Below are 22,284 nucleotides of genomic sequence, written 5' to 3' on the forward strand. Positions count from 1 at the left end.
ACGACATGAGGCAGCGATGGACGCCACCAATCCCGACTGGTTCCTGAAGGCGCGCCTGAAGACGCGCCAGCTGCTGCTGCTGATCGCGCTGGACGACCACCGCAACATCCACCGCGCGGCCGAGGAACTGCACATGACGCAACCGGCGGCCTCCAGGCAGATCAAGGACCTCGAGGAGATGCTCGACGTGAAGCTGTTCGAGCGCCTGCCGCGCGGCATGGAACCGACGATCTACGGCGAGACGATGATCCGCCACGCGCGCATGGCGCTGACCAGCCTGGCGCTGGCGCACGACGACATCGCCACGCTGAAGGCGGGCCTGGCCGGCCAGGTCGAGGTCGGCGTGATCATGACGCCGGCGATGGCGCTGCTGCCGCGCGCGATCGCGCGGGTCAAGGAAGCGGCGCCGCTGCTGCGCATCGGCGTGCAGCTCGAGGCCAGCAACGTCCTGCTCGACAAGCTGCAGCACGGCACGCTCGACGTCATGATCGGCCGCATCGTCGACACCGGCGACGCGTCCGGCCTGGTCTACGAGGAATTGACGGAGGAGCCGGCCTGCGCGGTCGTGCGTCCCGGCCACCCGCTGCTGGAACGGCGCGCGCTGGCGTTGCAGGACATCGCGCCGCTGCCGTGGATCCTGCCGCCGCACGGCAGCATCCTGCGCCACCGCTTCGACATGCTGTTTCGCCGCGCGGGACTGGAGCCGCCGGCCAACGTGGTCGACACGACGGCCATGCTGGTGATCACGGCGCTGCTGCAGCAGACCGACGCGCTGCACGTGATGCCGCTCGAGGTCGCGCAATACTATGCCTCGCTGAACGTGATGCGCATCCTGCCCGTCGACCTGCCGTGCAAGATGGACGCCTTCGGCATCATCCGCCAGCGCGACCATCTGCTGTCGCCGGGCGCCGACCTGCTGCTGCGGGCGATCCGCGCGGTCGCCGCCGAGATGTATGGCGCTGTTCGCGTTAGTGAATGAGGGGTGCCGCCGTCCGGCCGCTTGCCGAACTGGACCGCTGCGCGCAGCAGCAGTGCCGGTGTGGTCAACCGTTTGTCGTCCAGCACGCGCTACCAGCCCGAGTCGTCGATCGGGCAGCGGCTGGCCACGCCACGAAAGCGCAGCAGCCAGGTCTTGCAGCGGCTGTGCCAGCCGTTCACGTTCTGCAGGGGGAGCCAGGACCCAATCCGGTTCGCACAATGAACGCGAACAGCGCCACATGGTTCGATCGACAATGCATCCTTTCTAAAAACGTTGCTTGGGAGACTCATCTTTTAGGAAAAATCCTCCCTGTTTAGTGATATGGCATCGACGCCTGCCGGTCAGCGCCCTAAACTATTGCACTGGGTAAATACACGAAATCATTGCAAACAGTGCACGTGGGCGTGCGCTACACGGGAGGGGTAGGATGAACATGGCAAACTGGAAGATCGGGACGCGCCTGTCGGCAGGATTCGGCGTCCTGTGCCTGGCGCTGGTGGTCATGGTGGGGCAGGGCACCCTGATGCTCGGCAGGATCAACGAGGGCACCGACACGATCGTCAACAAGCGCATGCCGCGTATCGAACTCAGCAACCGCCTGCAGGGCGAGGTCGACCACATCGCGCTGGCGCTGCGCAACATCATGCTGTCGGACGAGGCGGGCGACCGCGCCACGCAGCGCGACGGCATCGCCACCTCGGTCAAGGCGGCCGACGCCATCCTCGCCGAACTCGACAGGACGCTGACGAGCGCACGGGGCCGCGCCATCCTGCAGAAGCAGCAGGCGCTGAACGCCCGCTACGTGCAGGGCCAGCAGGAACTGCTCGCGCTGGTCGACGCCGGCGACGCCGCCGCCGCGCGCGCCTACCTGGCCAGGGAGCTGCGTCCGCTGCTGGCGGCCTACCAGCAGGCGATCGCCGAACAGATCCGGATGCAGCAAGAGCTGAGCATGGCCGACGCCGTGGCCGCCGCGCAGACCTATGCGCAGACCCGCGCGCTGATGATCGGCCTGGGCCTGCTGGTGCTCGCCGGCGCCGGCGCGATGGCCTGGCGGATCACGCGCTCGATCGTGCGCCCGCTCGAGCGCGCGCTGGACGTCGCCAACGCCGTCGCCGCCGGCGACCTCACCATGCGCGTCGAGGCCACCACCACCTGCGAGGTCGGCCAGCTGCTGGGCGCCCTGCGCACGATGAACGACAACCTGGTCGCCACCGTCACGACGGTGCGCAGCGGCACCGACGCCATCGCCACGGCCTCCGGCCAGGTCTCGGCCGGCAACCAGGACCTGTCGGCGCGCACCGAGCAGCAGGCCGGCGCGCTCGAAGAGACGGCGTCGTCGATGGAAACGCTGACCGGCACCGTCCGGCAGAACGCCGACAATGCGCGCCAGGCCAATACGCTGGCCGCCACCGCCTCCAGCGTGGCCACGCGCGGCGGCAAGGTGATCGACGACGTGGTGGGCACGATGGCGCAGATCCATGCGGCATCGGGCAGGATCACGGACATCATCGCCGTCATCGATGGCATCGCGTTCCAGACGAATATCCTGGCCCTGAATGCGGCCGTCGAGGCGGCGCGCGCGGGCGAACAGGGCCGCGGCTTCGCGGTCGTCGCCGGCGAGGTGCGTTCGCTGGCGCAGCGCTCGGCCGCCGCCGCCAGGGAAATCAAGCAGCTGATCGACGATTCCAGCGACAAGGTGCAGGCCGGCAGCCGCCTGGTGCAGGAAGCCGGCGGCACGATGCGCGAGATCGTGCACAGCGTGCACGGCGTGGCCGACATCCTGGGCGGGATCGCGGCGGCCAGCCAGGACCAGAGCGCCGGCATCGAGCAGGTCAACCAGGCCATCACGCAGATGGACGGCGTGACCCAGCAGAACGCCGCCCTGGTCGAGGAGGCGGCCGCCGCCGCCCAGGCGCTGCGCGAACAGGCCGACCGCCTGGCCACGGCGGTGGCCGTGTTCAGGCTGGACGACGCCGCGCCGGCGCGTCCGGCGGTCGCGGCCGGGTAGCCACCCTGCGCTGCGTGGTGCGGGAATCGCTGTATTGCATCTTGATCATGTGAATGATTGTGTTAGGCTGTCCGATGCGCCGCGCCCCCGTCCCGGGGCGCGGCCGCATCCGGAAACCGTCTTTACAAGGATAAGCATGACTGGCTTCGTCATTACGCCTCCCGCCGTCCCGGCCCTCGCCGTGGCCGATTCCGACCAGGTCTTCCCGCTGCGCCGCGTGTTCTGCGTCGGCCGCAACTACGCGTCGCACGCGCGCGAAATGGGTTCCGATCCCGACCGCGAACCGCCGTTCTTCTTCACCAAGCCGGCCGATGCCGTGGTGGGCATGGACGCGCCGCTGCCGTACCCGCCGGCCACGCAGGAACTGCACCACGAGGTCGAACTGGTGGTGGCGCTGGGCGCCGGCGGCGCCGACGTCGCGCCCGAGCGCGCGCTCGAACTGGTCTGGGGCTACGGGGTCGGCCTGGACCTGACCCGGCGCGACCTGCAGGCGTTGGCCAAGAAGGATGGCCGGCCGTGGGACATGGCCAAGGGCTTCGACGCCTCGGCCCCGTGCAGCCCGCTGCTGCCGGTGAGGCGCACCGGCCATCCGGCCGCGGGGCGCGTCTGGCTGGAGGTGAACGGCGCGCTCAGGCAGGAAGGCGACCTGGACGAGATGATCTGGCCGGTGGCCGACGTGATCGCCTACCTGTCGCGCTTCGTGACGCTGGCGCCGGGCGACCTGATCTTCACCGGCACCCCGTCGGGCGTCGGCGCGCTGGAACCGGGCGACCGCGTGCGCGGCGGCGTGGACGGCGTGGCCGCCTTCGAACTCACCGTCGCCGAGGCGGCCGCCGGCCGATGACGGCGGCCAAGCCGGGGCTGCTGCAGATCGGGACCTTCGTGCCCGAGGTGCAGTCCCAGATCGACGCCGAATTCGACGGCATCCTGCCCGAGGACCTGGACCGCGACCCGGTCCGCGCCGCCGCGGTCCGCGCCATCATCACGCGCAGCAACCTGGCGGTGCCGGAAGCACTGATCGCGCGCCTGCCGGCGCTCGAGATCGTGTCCACCTGCGGCGTCGGCTACGACCTGATCCCGCTCGACGTGACGGCGCGGCGGGGCATCGTGGTGACCAACACGCCGAACGTGCTGAACGCGGCGGTGGCCGAACTGTGCGTGGGCGCGCTGCTGGCGCTGCTGCGCCGGCTGCCGCAGGCCGACCGCTACGTGCGCGCCGGCCGCTGGCTGGAGGGCCAGTTCCCGCTCGCCACCAGCCTGGCCGGCAAGCACGTGGGCATCGTCGGCATGGGCCGCATCGGCAAGGACATCGCGCGCCGCCTGGAGCTGTTCGGCGTGATGCTGGCCTACCACGGGCGCACCGACCAGGGCCTGGCGTGGCGCTACGAGGCCGACCTGCAGACGCTGGCGCGCGATTCCGACATCCTGATCGTGGTGGCGCCGGGCGGCCCGGAGACGCGCCACCTGATCGACGCGCCGGTGCTGCAGGCGCTGGGGCCGCAGGGCTGGCTGGTGAACGTGGCGCGCGGCTCGCTGGTCGACACCGGGGCGCTGCTGGCGGCGCTGGAGCAGGGCACGATCGCCGGCGCCGCGCTCGACGTGTTCGAGGACGAGCCGCACGTGGATGCGCGCTTCTTCGCCCTCGACAACGTGCTGCTGCTGCCGCACATCGGCAGCGCCACCCACGAGACACGCGCGGCGATGGCGCAGCTGACCCTCGACAACCTGCGCGCGTGGTTCAGGAGCGGGCGGGCGCTGACGGTGGTGGAGGGGAAGTGAAGCGGGTTCCCGCGCGCCCGGGCGGGAACGCCCGGCGCCGGGGCCGATCCGGCCGGCGCGGCATCGTGGGCGGCGGCAGCGTCGCCCCGGTCACTTGCGCCAGCCCGAATCAGTTCGCCATGTTGCGCGCCACGATGGCATCGGTGGCCGCCTGCGCCTGCTGCAGCGGCTGGTCCAGCACGCGCGTGGCGTAGGCCGGGGCCGGCGTCGCCGCGATGCCCAGCGCGCTGCCGCCGCGCTGGCTGATGTCGACGTCGACCGTGGCCGACAGGCCCACGCGCAGCGGGTGCGCGGCCAGTTCCTTCGGATCGAGCGCGATGCGCACCGGCACCCGCTGCACCACCTTGATCCAGTTGCCGCTGGCGTTCTGCGCCGGCAGCAGCGAGAACGCGCTGCCGGTGCCGGCGGCCAGGCCCACGACCTTGCCGTGGTAGGTCACCTTGCCGCCGTAGATGTCGGCCTCGATGGTGGCCGGCTGCCCCACGCGGATGTCGCGCAGTTCCGATTCCTTGAAGTTGGCGTCGATCCACAGCTGGTCCAGCGGGACGATCGCCAGCAGCGCCGTGCCCGGGGCGATGCGGCTGCCCACCTGCACGCTGCGCTTGGCCACGTAGCCGCTCACCGGCGCGACGATGGCGTTGCGGCGCGCGGCCAGCCAGGCGGCCAGGTAGTCGGCCTTGGCGGCCAGCACGTTCGGGTGCTCGGCCGGCGCCACGCCGGCCACGGCGACGCGCGCCGCCGCCAGCTGCTTCTCGGCCACCGCCAGCGCCGCCCTGGCATCGTCGACGGCGCGGCGCGCGTGCGCCACGTCCTCGCCCGACACCACGTTGCCGGCCGCCAGCGGGGCGCGCCGGGCCAGGTCTTCCTGCGCCGTCGCCAGGGCGACGCGCCGCTGGGCGACCACGGCCTCGTACTGGCCCACGCCGGTATAGCGTTCGCGCTGCTGGCGCACGGCGGTGCCCAGGCGCGCCTCGGCCTGGGCCAGCGCCACCTCGGCGTCGGACGGGTCGAGCCTGACGATCTCCGCGCCGGCCTGCACCAGCTGGGTCTCGTCGGCGCGGATCTCCACGACGCTGCCGGCGACCTGCGAGGACACGTTGACCAGGTTGCCGCCCACGTAGGCATTGTCGGTTTCCATGCGCTTGGACGCGACCAGCAGGTAGTAGGCGCCATAGGCCGCGCCGGCGGCGACGAAGGCGGCGGTGATGCCGGCCAGGACGGCGCGGCGCTTGTTGGGGTTCGGGGTGGTGGTCTCGGTGCTCATCGTTGTGCGGTCGTGGCGGTGTCGTGGTGTGGGGTGGAGGCGGCGGCGCGGTAGCCACCGCCGAGCGCCTTGATCAGCGCGACCTGGGTCTGCAGGCGCGCGTCGAGCAGTTGCAGGTCGACGTCGCGCTGGCGCAGCACGGCCAGGCGCGCCTGCAGCACGGCCGCGCGGTCGGCCAGGCCGGCGGCCTGGCGCGCCTCGGCGTTCGCGGCCAGGCGGCGGCTGGCGTCGAGCGTGGCGGCGTGCGCCTCGGCTTCGCGGGCGATGCCCTGCAGCGTGGCCGCTTCCATCGCCACGTCGCGCACGGCGGCCAGCACGCTGTCGTTGTATTCGGCCAGCAGTTCGTCGCGGCCGGCGCGCGCCTGGCCCAGCTGCGCCGACAGCCGGCCGCTGTCGAACAGCGGCAGGTCGAGCGTGGCGCCGAGCAGCGGGGTGCGGCTCGGCCAGCGCAGCAGCTTGCCGAGCGAGACGGCGTCCAGGCCGATGGCGCCGGCCAGGTTGATGTCGGGACGGAAGGCCGCTTCGCTGGCTGCCACACGTCCCAATTGGGCTTCGACGCGCCAGCGCGCGGCCTGCAAATCCGGGCGGCGCGCCAGCAGTTCCATGCCCAGCACGCGCGGCAGCGCGTCCGGGCCGGGCGTCGGCTGGAAGTGCGCCAGGTTCCCCAGCGCGTCGGCGTCGCCGCCGACCAGGGCGCGCAGCGCTTCCTTTTCGCGCGCGGCGTCGGTGTCGTGGCGTGCCGCCTGCTCGGCCAGCTGCGCCAGTTCCAGCTCGGCGCCGCGCAGGGCGTCGCCGTTGGACAGGCCGTGGGCGATGCGCGCCTTGCTGTCGGCCACCAGGTCGCGCTGGACCGCGGCCAGCGCCGCCACGTTGTCCTGGCGCGCCCACAGCAGTTGCAGGCGCTGGTAGCGCTGCACCACGCTGGCGGCGAGCAGCTGGCGCGCCTGGGCGGCTTCGGCGCGGCTGGCGTTTTCCTCGCCCAGCGCGGCGGCGACCAGCGCGCGGTGCCGGCCCCACCAGTCGACCTCGTAGGAGGCGCGCAGCTGGACCGAGGCGTCGTTGTACCAGGCGCCGCCGATCGGCGGCGGGAAGAAGCCGTTGGACGAGTAGCGCTGGCGGTTCAGGCCCGTGGCCAGGCCCACCTGGCCGCCCGCGGCGGCGCGCGCGGCGGCGCCGGCGGCTTGCGCCGTCGCCACGCGCGCGGCGGCCACGGCCAGCGTCGGGTTGGCGTCCAGCGCGCGCGCCACCAGGGCGTTCAGCTGCGGGTCGCCGTAGTCGAGCCACCATTGCTCGGCCGGCCAGGCATCGGCCGGCAACCGGATCGCGGGCGCGGTGCGCGCCCTGGCGAAGTCGGGGGCGGCGGCGTGGCCGGCATCCGGCGGCACGGCGATGCAGCCGGACAGCAGGGCCAGCGCGGCGGCCGCGGCCGCCGTCATGGGAAGGAAAGTAGCGTGTCGCACTTGGGTCTCGGTCTTTCGGTCGTTCGGGTCAGTCGAGGGCGGCGTGGTCCACCTGGACCGGGGCGCCGGCGGCGCGCGGCGGGCGGATCAGCAGCAGCAGCGGGATCACGGCGGCGGTCAGCAGCATCATCAGCCAGTAGTCGTCGACGTAGGCGATCATCGATGCCTGGCGCGTGATCTCGTTGTCGATCATGGCGGCGCCGGCCTGCGTGGCCAGGCTGTAGACGCCGGCCGGGTCCTGCAGCGCCGGATTGGCCTGGGTCACGTGGGCCGCCAGCGAGGAATGGGCGATCTGCGTGTTCCGTACCAGCAGGGCCTGCACCAGCGCGATGCCGATCGAGGAGCCGATGTTGCGCACCAGGCTGTACAGCGCGGTGCCTTCGGCGCGCATCTGCGGCGACAGCGTGGCGAAGGTAGCGGCCGACAGCGGCACGAACACCAGGCCCAGGCCGATGCCCTGGATGATGCCGGGCCAGACGATGTCGGACTGCGACAGCACCAGCGTGTAGCCGGTCATCTGCCACAGCGAGAACGCGGTGACGGCGAAGCCCACGCCGAGCAGGATGCGGAAGTCGACCTTGCCGGTCAGGCGCCCGACGACCAGCATCGCCAGCATCGTCCCCAGTCCCGAGGGCGCCGTGACCAGGCCGGCCAGCGCGGCCGGATAGCCCATCAGGCCCTGCAGCATGGTCGGCATCAGCGCGCGCGTGGCGAACAGCACCATGCCGACGATGAAGATCAGGAGCAGGCCGGTGACGTAGTTCGCGTTCAGCAGCAGGCGGTAGTCGACGAAGGACTGGCCGGCCGGGCGCGTGGCCGTGTGGCCGACGAAGTAGGCGGCCGCCAGCAGCAGCAGCACCAGCTCGACCCAGGTCTCGGTGGACTGGAACCAGTCGTTCTGCTCGCCGCGGTCGAGCAGCATCTGCAGCGCGCCGATCGCGATCGACAGCGTGACGAAGCCGAACATGTCGAAGCGGATGCGGCGCGCGGGCGTGGCGGCGTGGATGTAGCGCCAGATGCCGTAGAAGGCCACGGCGCCGATCGGCAGGTTGATGAAGAACACCCAGCGCCAGCTGGCGCTGTCGGTCAGCCAGCCGCCCAGCGTGGGGCCGAGGATCGGGCCGATCATCACGCCCATGCCCCAGACGGCCATCGCCGATCCGTGCTTCTCGCGCGGGTTGATGTCGAGCAGGACCGACTGCGACAGCGGCACCAGCGCGGCGCCGAACACGCCCTGCAGCATGCGCGAGACGACGATCTCGGTGAGTGTCATCGACAGGCCGCACAGGGCCGAGGCCAGCGTGAAGCCGGCCACCGAGACCAGGAATACCTTCTTCAGGCCGAAGCGGTCGACCAGCCAGCCGTTGAGCGGCGTGGCGATGGCCGCCGCCACGATGAACGAGGTCAGCACCCAGGTGATCTGGTCCTGCGAGGCCGACAGCGCGCCCTGCATGTGCGGCAGGGCGACGTTGGCGATGGTGCCGTCGAGCGCCTGGATGATCGTGGCCAGCATGATCGACACGGTGATCATGCGCCGGTTCAGCGGCGGCTGCGCCGGTACGGCGATACCGTCGCCCGCTGCGCTCACAGCGTGTCCTCGATGCGCTTGCGCAGCGCTTCGAGCAGGCGCGTGGCGCCGGCCAGCTCGTCCGGATCGACGCCGTCGAGCAGCAGGGCGCGGAAGGCGGCGGCTTCCTTCTTGACTTCGGCGAACACCTTGCCGCCGTCCTCGGTCAGCTGCACCAGCTTGACGCGGCGGTCGGTGGGCGAGGCGACGCGCTCGACCAGCCCGTCGCGCTCGAGGCGGTCGAGCATCGACACCATCGACGGCCCTTCGACGCCGACCAGGTCGGCCAGCGCGCGCTGCGACAGCGGCGCGGCCGTCTTGGCGATCACGGCGATCGTCATCCAGCCGGACTGGCCGATGCCGAGGTGCTTGAGGCGCTTGTCGATGGCCAGGCGCCAGATGCGCGCGCAGTTGTGCACGGCGGCCGTGAAGCGCTCGTCCATCGTGGGTTCGGGTAGTGCACTCATCATTAGGCTTGAAATGGGTAGAATTCTATCGATTTTAGTGCATGCAATCATCATTGGCAAGACGTCCATGTGCGGCGTCGCGCCTGCATCGCATGCCAGAATGGCGCCTCTGTCATGGAGGAAAACATGTCGAATGCTGCACTGATTGCCGTCCATGGAATGGGAGAAACGCCGCGCGACTACGCCGTCAGGATCTTCCAGCTGCTGGGCGAGCGGCTGGCGGACGTGGCCGACCGCATCGACTTCCGCTCCGTGTATTACCAGGACATCCTCAAGCCGAACCAGGAGACCGTGTGGGCGCGCATCGACGGCGCGGCCAAGATCCACTACGACGACCTGCGGCGCTTCCTGCTGTTCGGCTTCGGCGACGCGGCCGGGCTGGAGAACCGCAAGGAGATCGACGGGTCCGTGTACGAGCTGGCGCAGGCGGCCATCGCGCGCCAGCTGTTGGGCGTACACAAGTTCGCGCCGGACAGCGCCATCGTGTTCCTCGCGCATTCGCTGGGCTGCCAGGTGCTGTCGAGCTACGTCTACGATGCGCAGAAGGCGCTGGCCGGCGGCACGGTCCAGGCCGGCATCTGGAAGGACATCGACGCCTGGTCGCAGCGCACGCTGGGGCACCGCCTGGCGGACGACGAGCGCCGCTTCCTGGCGGGCGGCACCTGCGCCGCCTTCGTCACGACGGGGTGCAACATCCCGATCTTCGTGGCGGCGCACAAGCAGATGGACATCAAGCCGATCGCGCGCCCGACGCCGGCCTTCGCATGGATCAACCTGTACGACCCGGACGACGCCCTCGGCTGGCCGCTGCAACCGCTGTCGGCCGGCTACGAGGCGCTGGTGCGGGACCGCGTCATCAATGCGGGGCAGGGCATGGTCAACTGGATCCTGAAAAGCTGGAACCCGTGGTCGCACGCCGCCTACTGGGACGACGCCCAAGTGCTCGACGCCGTGGCCACGACACTGCGCGACCACACCGCCTGAGCCACATCAAACCGGGGTCAGAGCCGGGGTCAGAGCCCGAATTTTGGAACTGTCCTGCCAGCAATGAGCCAAGACAGAGGTTCCTTGAATCCATTGCCAAAAACCGGGCTCTGACCCCGGCTCTGACCCCGGTTTGAGGTTTGTCAGGTGGGGGCGCGTGCCGGCTGCGGGGGGGAGCGGCGTATGCACATGCAGCGTTCCGGGCCCGTTTTTCGACGCTTCATCCCGCTTTTTCGACGCTCCAGCACATGCTGGCTGACGCCCGCCAGGCGGCTGCCTACACTGTCTTCACTCGCCGGACATCGTGACGCCGGCGAAACGAACGACGGCAGGACTCTTGCGTATGCATCGAATGTTTTGTGAAATTGCAGAGAGTCCATACTTTATACATATTTATTGATCTGGAGCAATCATGCAAATTCGCCATCTCCTCGCCTTCGCCGGCGCCGCCATCCTGTCCCTGTCCGCCCATGCCCAGCAAGCCCCGGACCAGTCCGCGGGTAGCCGCGTGACGGTGCAGGGCAGCCAGCAGGGCAATGCGTCCCTGACGCGCTTGACCGTCGGCGAGGCCGAATTCATGAACCGCGTCAGCTTCCGCATGGAAGATGGCCGCATCCTGAAACTGAGCAACCAGGGCGCGAAGCTGTATGGCGAACTGGACGGCAAGCGCGAGGAACTCGTGCAGGTCGGCCCGGAGCGCTTCGTCGGGCGCCGCAGCGGCAACAGCGTCGCGTTCGACCAGCTGCCGTTCGCCGACACGGTCGTCATCGGCGAACTGCGTCCGGACGGTACCCGCATCAGCCTGGCCGGCCGCTGAGACAGCAGGGACGAGACCGGCTTGGCCGCTGGGTCCGGGCCGGCAGGAAGTGGGGTCAGAGCGGCGCGCCGAACCGCCCGGCCTGGTAGTCGGCGATGGCTTGCGCGATCTCTTCGCGCGTATTCATCACGAACGGGCCGTGCGCGACCACCGGTTCGCGGATCGGCTCGGCGTGCCCCAGCAGGATCACGCTGTCGCGCGCGGCCTCGATCTCCAGCGTGTCGCCCTCGAGATCGAACTCGGCCAGGTGCATCGCATCGACCACGTCGGGCTCGACCCGCACCCCGCCGCTCACCACGTACAGGAAGACATTGCGCTGCAACAGACCGTCCAGGCGCAGGCGCCCGCCGGTGCGCATCTCGACCGTGCTCATGAACACGCCCGTCAGCGAGGCGAACGGCCCGGTGCTGCCGCCGAAGCTGCCGGACACCAGGTTCAGGCGCACCCGGCCTTCGTCGCACTCGACGACGGGGATGGCATCGCCCTGCAGCCCGGTGTAGCGCGGCGCCGTCATCTTGAGGGCCGGCGGCAGGTTCACCCACAGTTGCAGGATCTCGAGCGGACCGCCGGTGTCCATGAAGGCGCGCGGCGACACTTCCGCATGCTCGATACCGCTGCCGGCCGTCATCCACTGGACGCCACCGGGACCGATCACGCTCTCGTGGCCGGCGCTGTCGCGGTGCGCCAGCTGGCCGGCGAGGATGAAGGTGACGGTCTCGAAGCCGCGGTGCGGGTGCGGGCCGAAGGGCAGGCCGCGGTTGTGCGGCGGGTAGACCTGGGGGCCGTGGTGGTTGAGGAACAGGAACGGGTCGACCTGCTCGAGGTGCGCCGACGGCACCGGCCGGTGGGTGATCAGGTCGCCGATGTCGTCGCGCATGGCGGGGTGCACGCGCTGGAGGATCTTGGTGCTCATGCTGGTCTTTCTACGATGGTTCGGTGGATTCGCCTCCACGATACCCGATTGCGGCCCGCGCCGGCGCGGCGCTCGGCTTTGCGCAGCCTGCCATCCCTGCTAGACTCCTTGCAATTTTGCAAACCCGGAGACCTGGCTTGAACCGCAACCACGAGAACACGACCCCCTTGCGCGCGCTGTCCGCGGCGCTGGCCCTGGCGCTGGCGCTGGGCGCCGCGCCCGCGGGCGCCGCCCCGGCCGCCCCCGGCGACGACGCGATCCGCGCCGCCAAGCACGCCGTCGAGACCTACCGCACCGACGTCGTCGACACGCTGGCGAAGCTGGTCGGCTTCAACACGGTGGCGGCGCGCGACATCCCCTGCGAGCGCAATCCGGTCCATGGCGCCTTCAAGGCCTACCTGAAGGAAGAAGCGGCGCGCCTCGGCCTGGACTTTTCCGACCAGGGCTGCGTGGTCATCGTCGGCCTGGGCGATGGCGCCGAGAAGGTCGGGCTGATCGCGCACGGCGACGTGCAGCCCGTCGATGCGTCGAAGTGGAAGGCGTCGCCGTTCGTGCTGGACCGCGCCAGCGAGCCGGGCAAGCTGCTGGCGCGCGGCGCCGAGGACGACAAGGGCCCGATCGCCACCGCGCTGTACGCGATGAAGGCGCTCAAGGACCTGCAGCTGCCGCTGTCCAAGCGCATCGAGCTGTACGTCTACATGGCCGAGGAGTCGGACTGGGGGCCGCTGGAAGCCTTCGTCAAGGACCACCCGCTGCCCGAGGTGAACGTCACGCTCGACGCCGAGTACCCCGCGGTGACGGCGGAGAAGGGCTACGGGACGATCGCGCTGACCGTGCCGGCGCTGTCCGCCGCGGTGGACGACGGCAGCCCGTGGATCCTGGCGTTCAAGGGCGGCTTCTTCGACAGCCAGGTCCCCGAGGATGCGCAGGCCCTCGTGGTGAACGCGACGCCGGCGCTGGAGGCGCAGATCCGCCAGCGCGGCGCGAGGCAGGCGGGCATGCGCTACGGCTTCGAGTGGCAGGACCGCAACCTGCTGGTGACGGCCAAGGGCCTGTCGGCCCATTCGTCCAAGCCGGAAGAGGGCGTCAACGCCATCGCCATGCTGGCCGACGCGCTGGCCGTGCGCCCATGGCCGCAGACGACGGCCGGCGCCCTCGTCGGCCTGCTCAACGACCTGGTCGGCACCGGCCACTATGGCGAGAAGTTCGGCAGCATCGCCTACCGCGACGCCTTCATGGGACCGATGACGGTGGCCCCCACCGTGATCCGCGAGCAGGCCGACGGCCTGCAACTGTCGATCAACATCCGCCGTCCGCAAGGCAAGACGGGCCAGCAACTGAGCAACGAGATCAATGCCGCGCTGGCCCAGTGGCAGGGCGCGCACGTGCAGCTGGCGCGCACCGACGTGAGCATCGGCGAGCCGTGGGTGCAGACCGATGCGCCGCAACTGCCGGTGCTGCTGAAGGTGTTCTCGCACTTCACCGGGATCAAGGACCCGAAGCCGGTGGCGATCGGCGGCGGCACCAACTCGCGCCTGTTCCCGCGCGCCGTCAGCTTCGGGCCGGCCATGCCGCATACCGTTTATACCGGCCACTCGGAGCACGAGTTCATCACGGTCAAGCAGCTGATGCTGAACCTGGAGATGTACACGGCGGTGATGGCGGAACTGGCCAGGTGACACGCGGGAGGCCCGGCATCCCGGCCCGCGCGCGCCGCGGATGGCGCACGTCCCGGCGCGCGGCCGCGCCGGCGTCGGCGCCGCGGCACGCGTGAACGCACGCGAACGCGGCGAATGTACGTGAACGCACATGAGTGCACATGAGCGGCCCCGCCGCTTCGCGGGCTTGCGCTGCCGCACTCCCGCACTCCCTCCCTCTACCCAGGCGCACGCGGCCGTTTGCCGCAGTGCGTCACGATGGCTTGCCTTGTAGGTCATCTTCTCGCCGAAACGGGTAAATCCTTCCAATGATCCTGTAGGTTACGGCCTACGCCAACCCTTGCTTCATAGAGGAAACTGCCTGCCGACTATGCGTTTCCCTAGCAGGGACGCCAGGATGGCCGGGACCGCGTCTGCCCTGTCGATTCAGGACCATTGATTGCTGGAAAAACAAGCGCTGACCCAGGGAAAATGTGGCGAAAACGCCATGATAGGATCGATTCATCACCGGGCGCGCAAGGGGGTATTTGCACCGCGCGCCGCGTATTGCCCGACACGACGAGCCATGCACAGCGAAGAATTGATCAAACCCGACGGACGAACACTTACCCTGTACAGCACCCAGCCGATCCCGGCCGGCCTGGCCGCGCCCAGTCCCTTCGCCGAGCCGCAGCACGCCAATCCCCACCTGCGCTGGCATCCGCTGCGTGGCGAGTGGGTTACGTATGCGGCCTACCGCCAGAACCGCACTTACCAGCCGCCGCCGCAGTACAACCCGCTGGCGCCCACGCGCGACCCGGCGCACCCGACCGAGCTGCCCGCCGGCGACTACGAGGTCGCCGTGTTCGACAACCGCTTCCCGTCGCTGGCGCTCGATGCGCACGACCCGCCTGCGCTGGACGTGCCGACCGCGCCGGCCAACGGCAAGTGCGAGGTGGTCGTGTTCACCCAGGATGCGCAGGCCTCGCTGGGAAGCCTGCCGGCGGCGCGCATCGCGCTGCTGCTGCAGGTGTGGGCCGACCGCACCGCGCGCCTGCGCGGCCACGGCCACATCCAGTACGTGCTGCCGTTCGAGAACCGCGGCGCCGAGGTCGGCGTCACGCTGCACCATCCGCACGGCCAGATCTATGCCTACCCGTTCGTGCCGCCGGTGCCGGCGCGGCAGCTGGCGCAGGAGCGCGAATACTTCCTGCAGCACGGCGCCAGCCTGCTGTGCGACATGGCGCGCGCCGAGGCCGCCGACGGCAAGCGCGTGCTGTACCGCGACGAGCACGCGATCGCCTTCGTACCGCCTTGCGCGCGCTACCCGTACGAGGCCTGGGTCATGCCGCTGGCGCCGTGCCAGGACTTCGGCGCGCTGGGCCCGGCGCAGCGCGCCGCGCTGGCGCGCGCCCTGAAGACGGTGCTGCTCAAGTACGACGGCCTGTGGGACCGCCCCTTCCCCTACCTGATGATGTGGTACCAGGCGCCGACCGACGGCGCCGACCACCCGGAAACCCAGCTGCACGCCCAGTTCTGCCCGCCGTACCGGATGCGCGACCGCCTGAAGTTCCTGGCCGGCACCGAGCTTGGCGCGGGCATGTTCGCGATGGACGTGCTGCCCGAGACCACGGCCTACGAATTGCAGCAGGTCGAGATCGCCCTGGAGGAGGCCGCATGAGCGAAGACGTCCTGAATCCGCGCGCCGCGGAAGTCGCGCGCAAGCTGCACCTGGTGCGCGAGGCGCTGGCGCAGGCCGGCGCCGGCGCGATCCGGCTGCGCGGCGTGGACTGGTTCGCCTGGGCCACGGCCGGAGGCGACGCTTCGGTGCTGCTGGCCGCCGACCTCGGCGTGGCCGACCTGCTGGTCACGCCGCACGAGGCCTGCGTGCTGACCGACGAGATCGAGGCCGAGCGCCTGCGCCGCGAACAGCTGGCGGACGGCCTCGGGCTGTCCTTCCACATCGCGCCCTGGGCCGAGACGGAACTGCACGACACCTACGTGCTGGGCGCCGCCGCGGGCGCGCCGGTGCTGTCCGACCATCCGCGCCGCGACGAGCGGCCGCTGCCGCCGGCGCTGCGCCTGCGCCGCATGGTGCTGGAGCCGGGCGAGCAGGAACGCTACCGCGCGCTCGGCGGCGACGCCGCCGCCGCGATGGCCGCGGCGCTGCGCGCGGCGCGGCCGCACTGGACCGAACACGAACTGGCCGCCGCCGGCGCGCGCGAGCTGCTGGCGCGCGGGATCCAGCCGGCGCTGGTGCTGGCGGCCGGCGAACGGCGCCTGCCCTTGTTCCGCCATCCGCTGCCGACGCACGAGGCGCTGGGCGGCCGCGCGATGCTGGTGTTCTGCGCGCGCCGCCATGGCCTGTATGCGAACCTGACCCGCTTCGTCGCGTTCGGCGCGGTGCCGGACGCGCTGCGGGCCGCCGAGCAGGAGCTGCTGCGCGCCGAGGCGACCGGGCTGGACGCGGTGCGCCCCGGGCAGTCGCTGGCGGCCGTCTACCACGCGCTCGACGCCGCCTACCGCCACGCCAACCGCCCGGACGAGATCCGCCGCCACCACCAGGGCGGCATCACGGGCTACGCGGCGCGCGAGATCGTCGCCAGCGCCAGCACGGCCACCGGCATCGAGACCGGCATGGCGTTCGCCTTCAACCCGAGCTTTGCCGGGGTCAAGGTCGAGGACACCTTCCTGCTCGGCCCCGGCGGCCTGGACAACCTGACGCTGGCCCCGGACTGGCCGGCCACGACCGTCGACGGCCGCGCGCGGCCGCTGTGGCTGGAAGGGGAGGCCATGCCATGAACACACCCGAATCCTTCTTCGGCGGCGCCCCCGAGGCGCTCGCCTCGGCGCCCGGCCGCGTCAACCTGCTGGGCGAGCACACCGACTACAACGACGGCTTCATGCTGCCGCTGGCCACGCCCCAGCGCACCGACGTCGCGCTGGCCGCCAGCCAGGACGACCAGCATCACCTGTATTCCGGCACGCTCGACGGCAACGTCACCTTCGCCGCCCGCGGCGGCAGCGCGCCGCAGGGCTTCGGCAGCTACGTCGAGGGCTGCATCCGCCTGGTCGAGGCGCGCGGCGTGACGGTGCCGCCGCTGCGCATGTTCGTCTCCACCGCGCTGCCGGTGGGTTCCGGCCTGTCGTCCTCGGCGGCGCTGGAAGTGGCGACGCTGCGCGCGCTGCGCCAGTGGCTCGGCTTCGAACTCGACGACGTGGCGCTGGCCCGGCTGGCCCAGCGCGCCGAGGTCGAGTACGCGCGCGTCAACGTCGGCATCATGGACCAGATGGCGTCCAGCCTGTGCGACGAGCGCAATATGCTGTTCATCGACGCGCGCACGCTGGACCACCGCCTGGTGCCGCTGCCGCCGGAGACGGCGGTCATCGTCGTCGACTCCGGCGTGCCGCGCACGCTGGCCGCCAGCAAGTACAACGAGCGCCGCGCCGAATGCGAGGAAGCGGCGCGCAAGCTGGGCGTGGCGGCGCTGCGCGATGTGTCCAACCCGGCCGACGCGGCCGCGGTCGAGGCGCTGCCCGAGCCGCTGCGCCGGCGCGCGCGCCACGTGGTGCAGGAAAACCTGCGCGTGCTGGAAGCGGCGCGGGGCGTGTCGGCCGAACGCTTCGGCGCGCTGATGAACGCGTCGCACGACAGCCTGCGCGACGACTACGCGGTATCGATTCCCGAGCTCGACCAGCTGGTGGCGGCATTGCGCGCCGCGCCTGGCGTGCTCGGCGCGCGCCTGACGGGCGCCGGCTTCGGCGGGGCCTGCGTGGCCCTGTGCCGGGCCGGGTCCGCCCGCGAGGCCGCACAGGCAGCACTCTCCACCTACAACAAAGCGGGACGCCAGGGTCGCATCCTGATTCCGGTCCCGACCCAAGGAAAGGAAAACAATAATGAGCCAGTTCGAGTATCCCCGGCCCCAGCTGGTACGTGACAATTGGATCAACCTGAACGGCAAGTGGCGTTTCCGCTTCGACGACGGCCACGTCTGCCGCATGCCGGAAGGCGTGACCGGCTGGACCCATGAGATCGAGGTGCCGTTCGCGCCCGAGACCGCGCTGTCCGGCATCCAGGACACGGGTTTCCACCGGTTCTGCTGGTACGAGCGCGACTTCGACCTGAAGCCGTCCGAGAAGCGCGCCATCCTGCACTTCGGCGCGGTCGACTATGCGGCCCGGGTCTGGGTCAACGGCCAGCTGGTGGCCGAGCACGAGGGCGGCCATACGCCGTTCTCGGCCGACATCACCGGGGCGCTCAAGCCCGACGGCCGGCAGGTCGTGACCGTGTTCGTCGAAGACGACCCGGCCGACCTGGCCAAGCCGCGCGGCAAGCAGGACTGGCTGCTGGAGCCGCACTCGATCTGGTATCCGCGGACCACCGGCATCTGGCAGACCGTCTGGATCGAGGAAGTGTCGCGCACCTTCATCCGTTCGCTGCGCTGGACCCCGATCTTCGAAACCTTCGAGATCGGCTGCGAGGTGTTCGCCGGCGGCGACATCCAGGAAGACATGTTCGTCGAAGTGAAGATCTGGCACGGCGAGCAGCTGCTGGCGGACGACCACTACAAGCTGCTGGCGGGCGAGGCCAACCGCAAGATCGCCCTGTCCGACCCCGGCATCGACGATTCGAGGAACGAGCTGCTGTGGAGCCCGGAGCGCCCGACGCTGCTGGACGCCGAGGTGATCCTGCGCTGCGGCGAGCGCGTCGTCGACCACATCAAGTCGTACACGGCCCTGCGCGCCTTCCACATCAACCGCGACCGCCTGCTGCTGAACGGCCGCCCGTATCCGCTGCGCCTGGTGCTGGACCAGGGCTACTGGAACGAATCGTTCATGACGGCGCCGTCCGACGAGCATCTCCGGCGCGACGTCGAACTGGCCAAGCTGATGGGCTTCAACGGCGTGCGCAAGCACCAGAAGATCGAGGACCCGCGCTACCTGTACTGGGCCGACAAGCTGGGCCTGCTGGTGTGGGAAGAGATGCCCTCGGCCTACCGCTTCTCGCCGCACGCGATCAAGCGCATCGTCCAGGAATGGACCGAGGCGATCGAGCGTGACTACAGCCACCCCTGCATCATCGTCTGGGTGCCCTTCAACGAATCCTGGGGCGTGCCGAACCTGACCCTGACCCAGGCCCACCGCAACGCGGTCGAGGCGCTGTACCACCTGACGCGCACCCTGGACGCGACGCGCCCGGTGATCGGCAACGATGGCTGGGAGGCCTCGGCCACCGACATCCTGGGCATCCACGACTACGACGGCGACCCCGACAAGATCAAGGCGCGCTACGAGGTCAGCGATCCCGTGCGCACGCTGTTCGACCAGCGCCGCCCGGGCGGCCGCATCCTGACGCTGGACGGGTTCCCGCACCGCGGCCAGCCCATCGTGCTGACCGAATTCGGCGGCATCGCGTTCGACCCGAACGCGGTCCCCGAGGACGGCACCTGGGGCTATACCCGTGCCCACACGGCCGAGAGCTATCACGCGCTGTACGAACGGCTGTTGAAAGTGGTCAACGAGACCTTCATGTTCAGCGGCTTCTGCTACACCCAGTTCGCCGACACCTTCCAGGAGGCGAACGGCCTGCTGAACGCCGACCGCACGCCGAAGCTGCCGTTCGAGGTGATCAGCGCGGCCACGCGCAACGTCCCGCTCGCGGTGCGCAAGGACGCGGAACCGGAAGGAGAGGAAGGGCCAGGAAAGGCCTGACAAGCGCCCCGGCGGACCTCGAAGACCGTCGCGGGCGACCGTCCGGCGCGAGGCCGGGCGCCATTCCAGTCCGTCGCGCGGCGCCCGCAGGCGCCGCGCACCCGGGGGCGTGCGCCCCGCGTCATGCGGCGCGGGTAGCGCGGCCCGCGGGCGCCCTGTCCGGGCGCGACGGAGGAGACACCGGATGGCCGTGCCCGGCCGCGCGGCCCCTGCCGCGCCGTCCCGGCAGGGCGCGTTCGCCGCCTGCCGGCATCGCCTGCCGGCAGGCGGCACCGCAACGTATTTTCGATCAATCGACGCCCGCCATGGGCGAACAAGGAGTCATCATGCCTACCATCGTCGTTTTCAGTCACCTGCGCTGGGATTTCGTGTTCCAGCGGCCGCAGCACCTGCTGTCGCGCCTGGCGCAGCATTACCCGGTCCTGTTCGTCGAGGAGCCGGAGTACGATGGCGGCGCCCCGTTCATGCACCGGAGCCATCCCGCCCCGAACGTGACCGTGTGCCGCGCGCACACGCCGATCCAGGCGCCCGGTTTCCACGACGAGCAGCTGCGCCTGCTGCAACCCATGGTCGCGGAACTGGCACCGCCAGGAGAGGACGTCATCGCCTGGTTCTATACCCCAATGGCGCTGCCGCTGCTGCAGGCGCTGCAACCGACATGCGTGGTGTACGACTGCATGGACGAGCTGGCGTCGTTCAAGAACCCACCCAAGCAATTGCTCCAGCGCGAGAGCGCACTGCTGAACATCGCCGACCTGGTGTTCGCCGGCGGCCCCAGCCTGTACGAGGCGAAGAAACACCGCCACCCGAACGTGCACTGCTTCCCGAGCAGCGTCGACGTCCAGCACTTCCGCCAGGCGCTCGACCGCGGCCGCAGCCATCCGCAGCAGGATGCCATCCCGCATCCGCGCCTGGGCTTCTACGGCGTGCTGGACGAACGCTTCGACCCGGAACTGGTCGACCAGGTGGCCGCGGCGCGGCCGGACTGGCAGATCGTGCTGGCCGGGCCGGTGGTCAAGATCGAGACGGCGCGCCTGCCGCGGCGCCCGAACATCCACTACCTGGGCCAGCAGTCCTACGAGGCGCTGCCCGACCTGCTGGCCGGCTGGGACGTCTGCCTGATGCCGTTCGCGATCAACGAGGCGACGAAGTTCATCAGCCCGACCAAGGTGCTCGAATACATGGCGGCCCAGCTGCCGATCGTCGGCACGCCGATCGCCGACGTGGCGAACCCCTACGGCCACGTGGTGGCCATCGCCGGCGATGCCGACGCCTTCACCGCCGCCTGCGAGGCGGCGCTGGCGCAGACGCCGGAACAGCGCGCGCGCATGGTCGAGGCGATGCAGGCGATCGTCGCCGCCACCTCGTGGAACCGCACCGCGACGCGCATGCGCGAACTCATCGACGCGGCGCCGGCGCACGCGGAACGCCGCGCGGCGGCGCGCGCCGCGGCCGTGGAGACCGGCAAGGATGCGGCGGGCGCCATCGCGATCGACAGCGCCGCGGCGCCGCGCGCAGGCGCGAAGGTCAATCCGTTGCGCACGCACGATGCGCATGCGGCAGCGGCAGCGGCAGCAGGAACTGGAGCGGCAGCAAGAGCGGGCGCGGCAGCGGGAGGGAGCGGTGCCGCGACGGGCGCCGGATCGGCGGGCGCCGGATCGACGGCGGTGGCGGCGGCAGCGCGGTCGGCCAAGCTCGGTTGAGTTCCGGTTGAGTTCCGGTTGCACCGCCGCTGCGCCGCCGTCGCGCCCCGGTCGGGCGTGCGAGCGGCCATGCGGCCGCGTCGTCCCGGCCAAGGCTGGGGTTAAGGCCGGCGCCGGGGGCCGAGCGTTGCCATGACGGGCAAACCGACCCTGGCCTGCGCCGGGGTGACGGTCTTGCCGTCGGTCGGATGGCGCGCGGGCGGCTGCGCGTAGCAGGCGGTTCGGCCCGCACTGCCGAAAACCCGTATCGTCCGGCGCTACGGTTCGCGCCAATGGGCGCGCCATTGGCTTGTCCGTAGCGCCGCACGCGCCTCGCTCGTCGCCGGTATCGGCGCGGACCCTTCCGCCCCGCAGACTCCTAGCGCTGGATCACGCCGCCCGACAGGCTGACCCGGTCGCCGCTGCGAAAGTCCGGCGTGGCGTCCTGCGTCACCATCTGGGTGCTGCCGTCGTCCATGCGCAGCGTGATGCGATAGCTCTGGCTGGGCGAGCTGCCGGTGGCGCCCGCGCTGCCGCTGCTGCCCATGGCGGTGTCGCCCTCGGTGCCGGTGGCGACCTGGCGCTGCACCGGTTCGATGTCGGCGACGGTGGCGTTCGGGCTGGCGCCGGCCTGGCCTTGTTGCGCGCCGGTCATGTCGCCGGTGGTGGCTGCCTGGCCGCCGGACTGGTCGTAGCCCGAGCTGCCTGAGCTACCGGAGTTGCCGGAGCTGCCGGAGCTGCCGGTACCGCCGTCGGCGCTGCTGCCCGTGGCGGCGCCGGTGCCGCTGCCGCCGCTGCCGTCCGTGCCGCCGCCGCGCCACTGGGCGCACGCGGACAGGCCGATTGCCAGCGCCAGCATGCCCGCCAGTACCACGCTGTGGTGTTGTTGCTTCATGATCGACTCCTTCCGATGGGATAGTGTCAGGGCACCCCGGACGCGGCAGGGGCGGCGTGCCGCCCGCCGCCGCGACGGAGCGTCCGCGGTTTCCGCGAGTAGGGATGTGACGATGCCGCG

Annotated in this window: 18 protein-coding genes; 12 read left to right on the forward strand and 6 right to left on the reverse strand. The window is 70.8% G+C overall.

Going from position 1 to position 22,284, the window contains the following annotated elements:
- Nucleotides 1-16: 16 nt before the first annotated feature.
- The 4 genes from QZ749_RS11890 to QZ749_RS11905 all read left to right on the forward strand — a co-directional run bounded on the left by QZ749_RS11890 (nucleotide 17) and on the right by QZ749_RS11905 (nucleotide 4,766).
- Nucleotides 17-979, forward strand: a complete 963-nt coding sequence (locus QZ749_RS11890) for a LysR family transcriptional regulator (RefSeq protein ID WP_296946916.1) — start codon at nucleotides 17-19, stop codon at nucleotides 977-979.
- Nucleotides 980-1,412: 433 nt separating this feature from the next.
- On the forward strand, nucleotides 1,413-2,987 hold the full coding sequence (locus QZ749_RS11895; RefSeq protein WP_296946919.1) for a methyl-accepting chemotaxis protein: 1,575 nt from the start codon (nucleotides 1,413-1,415) through the stop codon (nucleotides 2,985-2,987).
- A gap of 136 nt (nucleotides 2,988-3,123) precedes the next feature.
- Complete coding sequence (locus QZ749_RS11900; RefSeq protein ID WP_296946921.1) at nucleotides 3,124-3,831, forward strand: fumarylacetoacetate hydrolase family protein; 708 nt, start codon at nucleotides 3,124-3,126, stop codon at nucleotides 3,829-3,831.
- Nucleotides 3,828-4,766: a 2-hydroxyacid dehydrogenase gene (locus QZ749_RS11905; protein ID WP_296946924.1), complete on the forward strand. Its 939-nt coding sequence runs from the start codon at nucleotides 3,828-3,830 to the stop codon at nucleotides 4,764-4,766. The genes QZ749_RS11900 and QZ749_RS11905 overlap by 4 nt, the downstream gene beginning before the upstream one ends.
- Before the next feature lie 109 nt (nucleotides 4,767-4,875).
- Here the strand turns inward: QZ749_RS11905 and QZ749_RS11910 are convergent, their stop codons facing one another.
- From QZ749_RS11910 to QZ749_RS11925, 4 genes are read right to left on the reverse strand one after another with little or no spacing between them, the layout of a single operon-like run.
- A complete protein-coding gene (locus QZ749_RS11910) occupies nucleotides 4,876-6,030 on the reverse strand; it encodes an efflux RND transporter periplasmic adaptor subunit (protein ID WP_296946927.1) in 1,155 nt (384 codons plus the stop codon).
- On the reverse strand, nucleotides 6,027-7,490 hold the full coding sequence (locus QZ749_RS11915; protein WP_296946928.1) for an efflux transporter outer membrane subunit: 1,464 nt from the start codon (nucleotides 7,488-7,490) through the stop codon (nucleotides 6,027-6,029). Before QZ749_RS11915 ends, QZ749_RS11910 begins: the two co-directional genes overlap by 4 nt.
- 28 nt (nucleotides 7,491-7,518) lie before the next feature.
- Nucleotides 7,519-9,021 (reverse strand): MDR family MFS transporter, encoded by a 1,503-nt coding sequence (locus QZ749_RS11920; RefSeq protein WP_296947166.1) that lies wholly within the window; start codon nucleotides 9,019-9,021, stop codon nucleotides 7,519-7,521.
- Between the two features lie 53 nt (nucleotides 9,022-9,074).
- Entirely contained in the window at nucleotides 9,075-9,527 is a 453-nt protein-coding gene (locus tag QZ749_RS11925; RefSeq protein WP_296946931.1) for a MarR family winged helix-turn-helix transcriptional regulator, read from the reverse strand.
- Between the two features lie 123 nt (nucleotides 9,528-9,650).
- Between QZ749_RS11925 and QZ749_RS11930 the strand changes: the two genes are divergently transcribed.
- Nucleotides 9,651-10,508 (forward strand): hypothetical protein, encoded by an 858-nt coding sequence (locus QZ749_RS11930; RefSeq protein WP_296946933.1) that lies wholly within the window; start codon nucleotides 9,651-9,653, stop codon nucleotides 10,506-10,508.
- 412 nt (nucleotides 10,509-10,920) lie between these two features.
- Nucleotides 10,921-11,325 (forward strand): hypothetical protein, encoded by a 405-nt coding sequence (locus QZ749_RS11935; protein WP_296946934.1) that lies wholly within the window; start codon nucleotides 10,921-10,923, stop codon nucleotides 11,323-11,325.
- 55 nt (nucleotides 11,326-11,380) lie between these two features.
- Here the strand turns inward: QZ749_RS11935 and QZ749_RS11940 are convergent, their stop codons facing one another.
- A complete protein-coding gene (locus QZ749_RS11940; RefSeq protein ID WP_296946936.1) occupies nucleotides 11,381-12,238 on the reverse strand; it encodes a pirin family protein in 858 nt (285 codons plus the stop codon).
- Nucleotides 12,239-12,375: 137 nt separating this feature from the next.
- Here QZ749_RS11940 and QZ749_RS11945 point away from each other — a divergent pair, with 137 nt between their 5' ends.
- The 6 genes from QZ749_RS11945 to QZ749_RS11970 all read left to right on the forward strand — a co-directional run bounded on the left by QZ749_RS11945 (nucleotide 12,376) and on the right by QZ749_RS11970 (nucleotide 21,290).
- Nucleotides 12,376-13,917 carry a dipeptidase gene (locus tag QZ749_RS11945; protein WP_296946937.1) on the forward strand — a complete coding sequence of 514 codons (1,542 nt, stop codon included), beginning with the start codon at nucleotides 12,376-12,378 and terminating at the stop codon, nucleotides 13,915-13,917.
- Nucleotides 13,918-14,461: 544 nt separating this feature from the next.
- Nucleotides 14,462-15,556, forward strand: a complete 1,095-nt coding sequence (gene galT, locus QZ749_RS11950; protein WP_296946939.1) for a galactose-1-phosphate uridylyltransferase — start codon at nucleotides 14,462-14,464, stop codon at nucleotides 15,554-15,556.
- Nucleotides 15,553-16,677, forward strand: coding sequence for a Xaa-Pro peptidase family protein (locus QZ749_RS11955; RefSeq protein WP_296946941.1), 1,125 nt, complete (start codon nucleotides 15,553-15,555; stop codon nucleotides 16,675-16,677). Before galT ends, QZ749_RS11955 begins: the two co-directional genes overlap by 4 nt.
- A complete protein-coding gene (gene galK / locus QZ749_RS11960; RefSeq protein WP_296946944.1) occupies nucleotides 16,674-17,813 on the forward strand; it encodes a galactokinase in 1,140 nt (379 codons plus the stop codon). Before QZ749_RS11955 ends, galK begins: the two co-directional genes overlap by 4 nt.
- A complete protein-coding gene (locus QZ749_RS11965) occupies nucleotides 17,773-19,587 on the forward strand; it encodes a glycoside hydrolase family 2 protein (protein ID WP_296946946.1) in 1,815 nt (604 codons plus the stop codon). Before galK ends, QZ749_RS11965 begins: the two co-directional genes overlap by 41 nt.
- A 326-nt stretch (nucleotides 19,588-19,913) precedes the next feature.
- Complete coding sequence (locus QZ749_RS11970; RefSeq protein WP_296946948.1) at nucleotides 19,914-21,290, forward strand: glycosyltransferase; 1,377 nt, start codon at nucleotides 19,914-19,916, stop codon at nucleotides 21,288-21,290.
- Between the two features lie 358 nt (nucleotides 21,291-21,648).
- Here the strand turns inward: QZ749_RS11970 and QZ749_RS11975 are convergent, their stop codons facing one another.
- Nucleotides 21,649-22,164: a hypothetical protein gene (locus QZ749_RS11975; protein WP_296946950.1), complete on the reverse strand. Its 516-nt coding sequence runs from the start codon at nucleotides 22,162-22,164 to the stop codon at nucleotides 21,649-21,651.
- Between the last annotated feature and the right edge of the window lie 120 nt (nucleotides 22,165-22,284).

The organism is uncultured Massilia sp., from assembly GCF_913773735.1.
Taxonomy (GTDB): domain Bacteria; phylum Pseudomonadota; class Gammaproteobacteria; order Burkholderiales; family Burkholderiaceae_D; genus Telluria.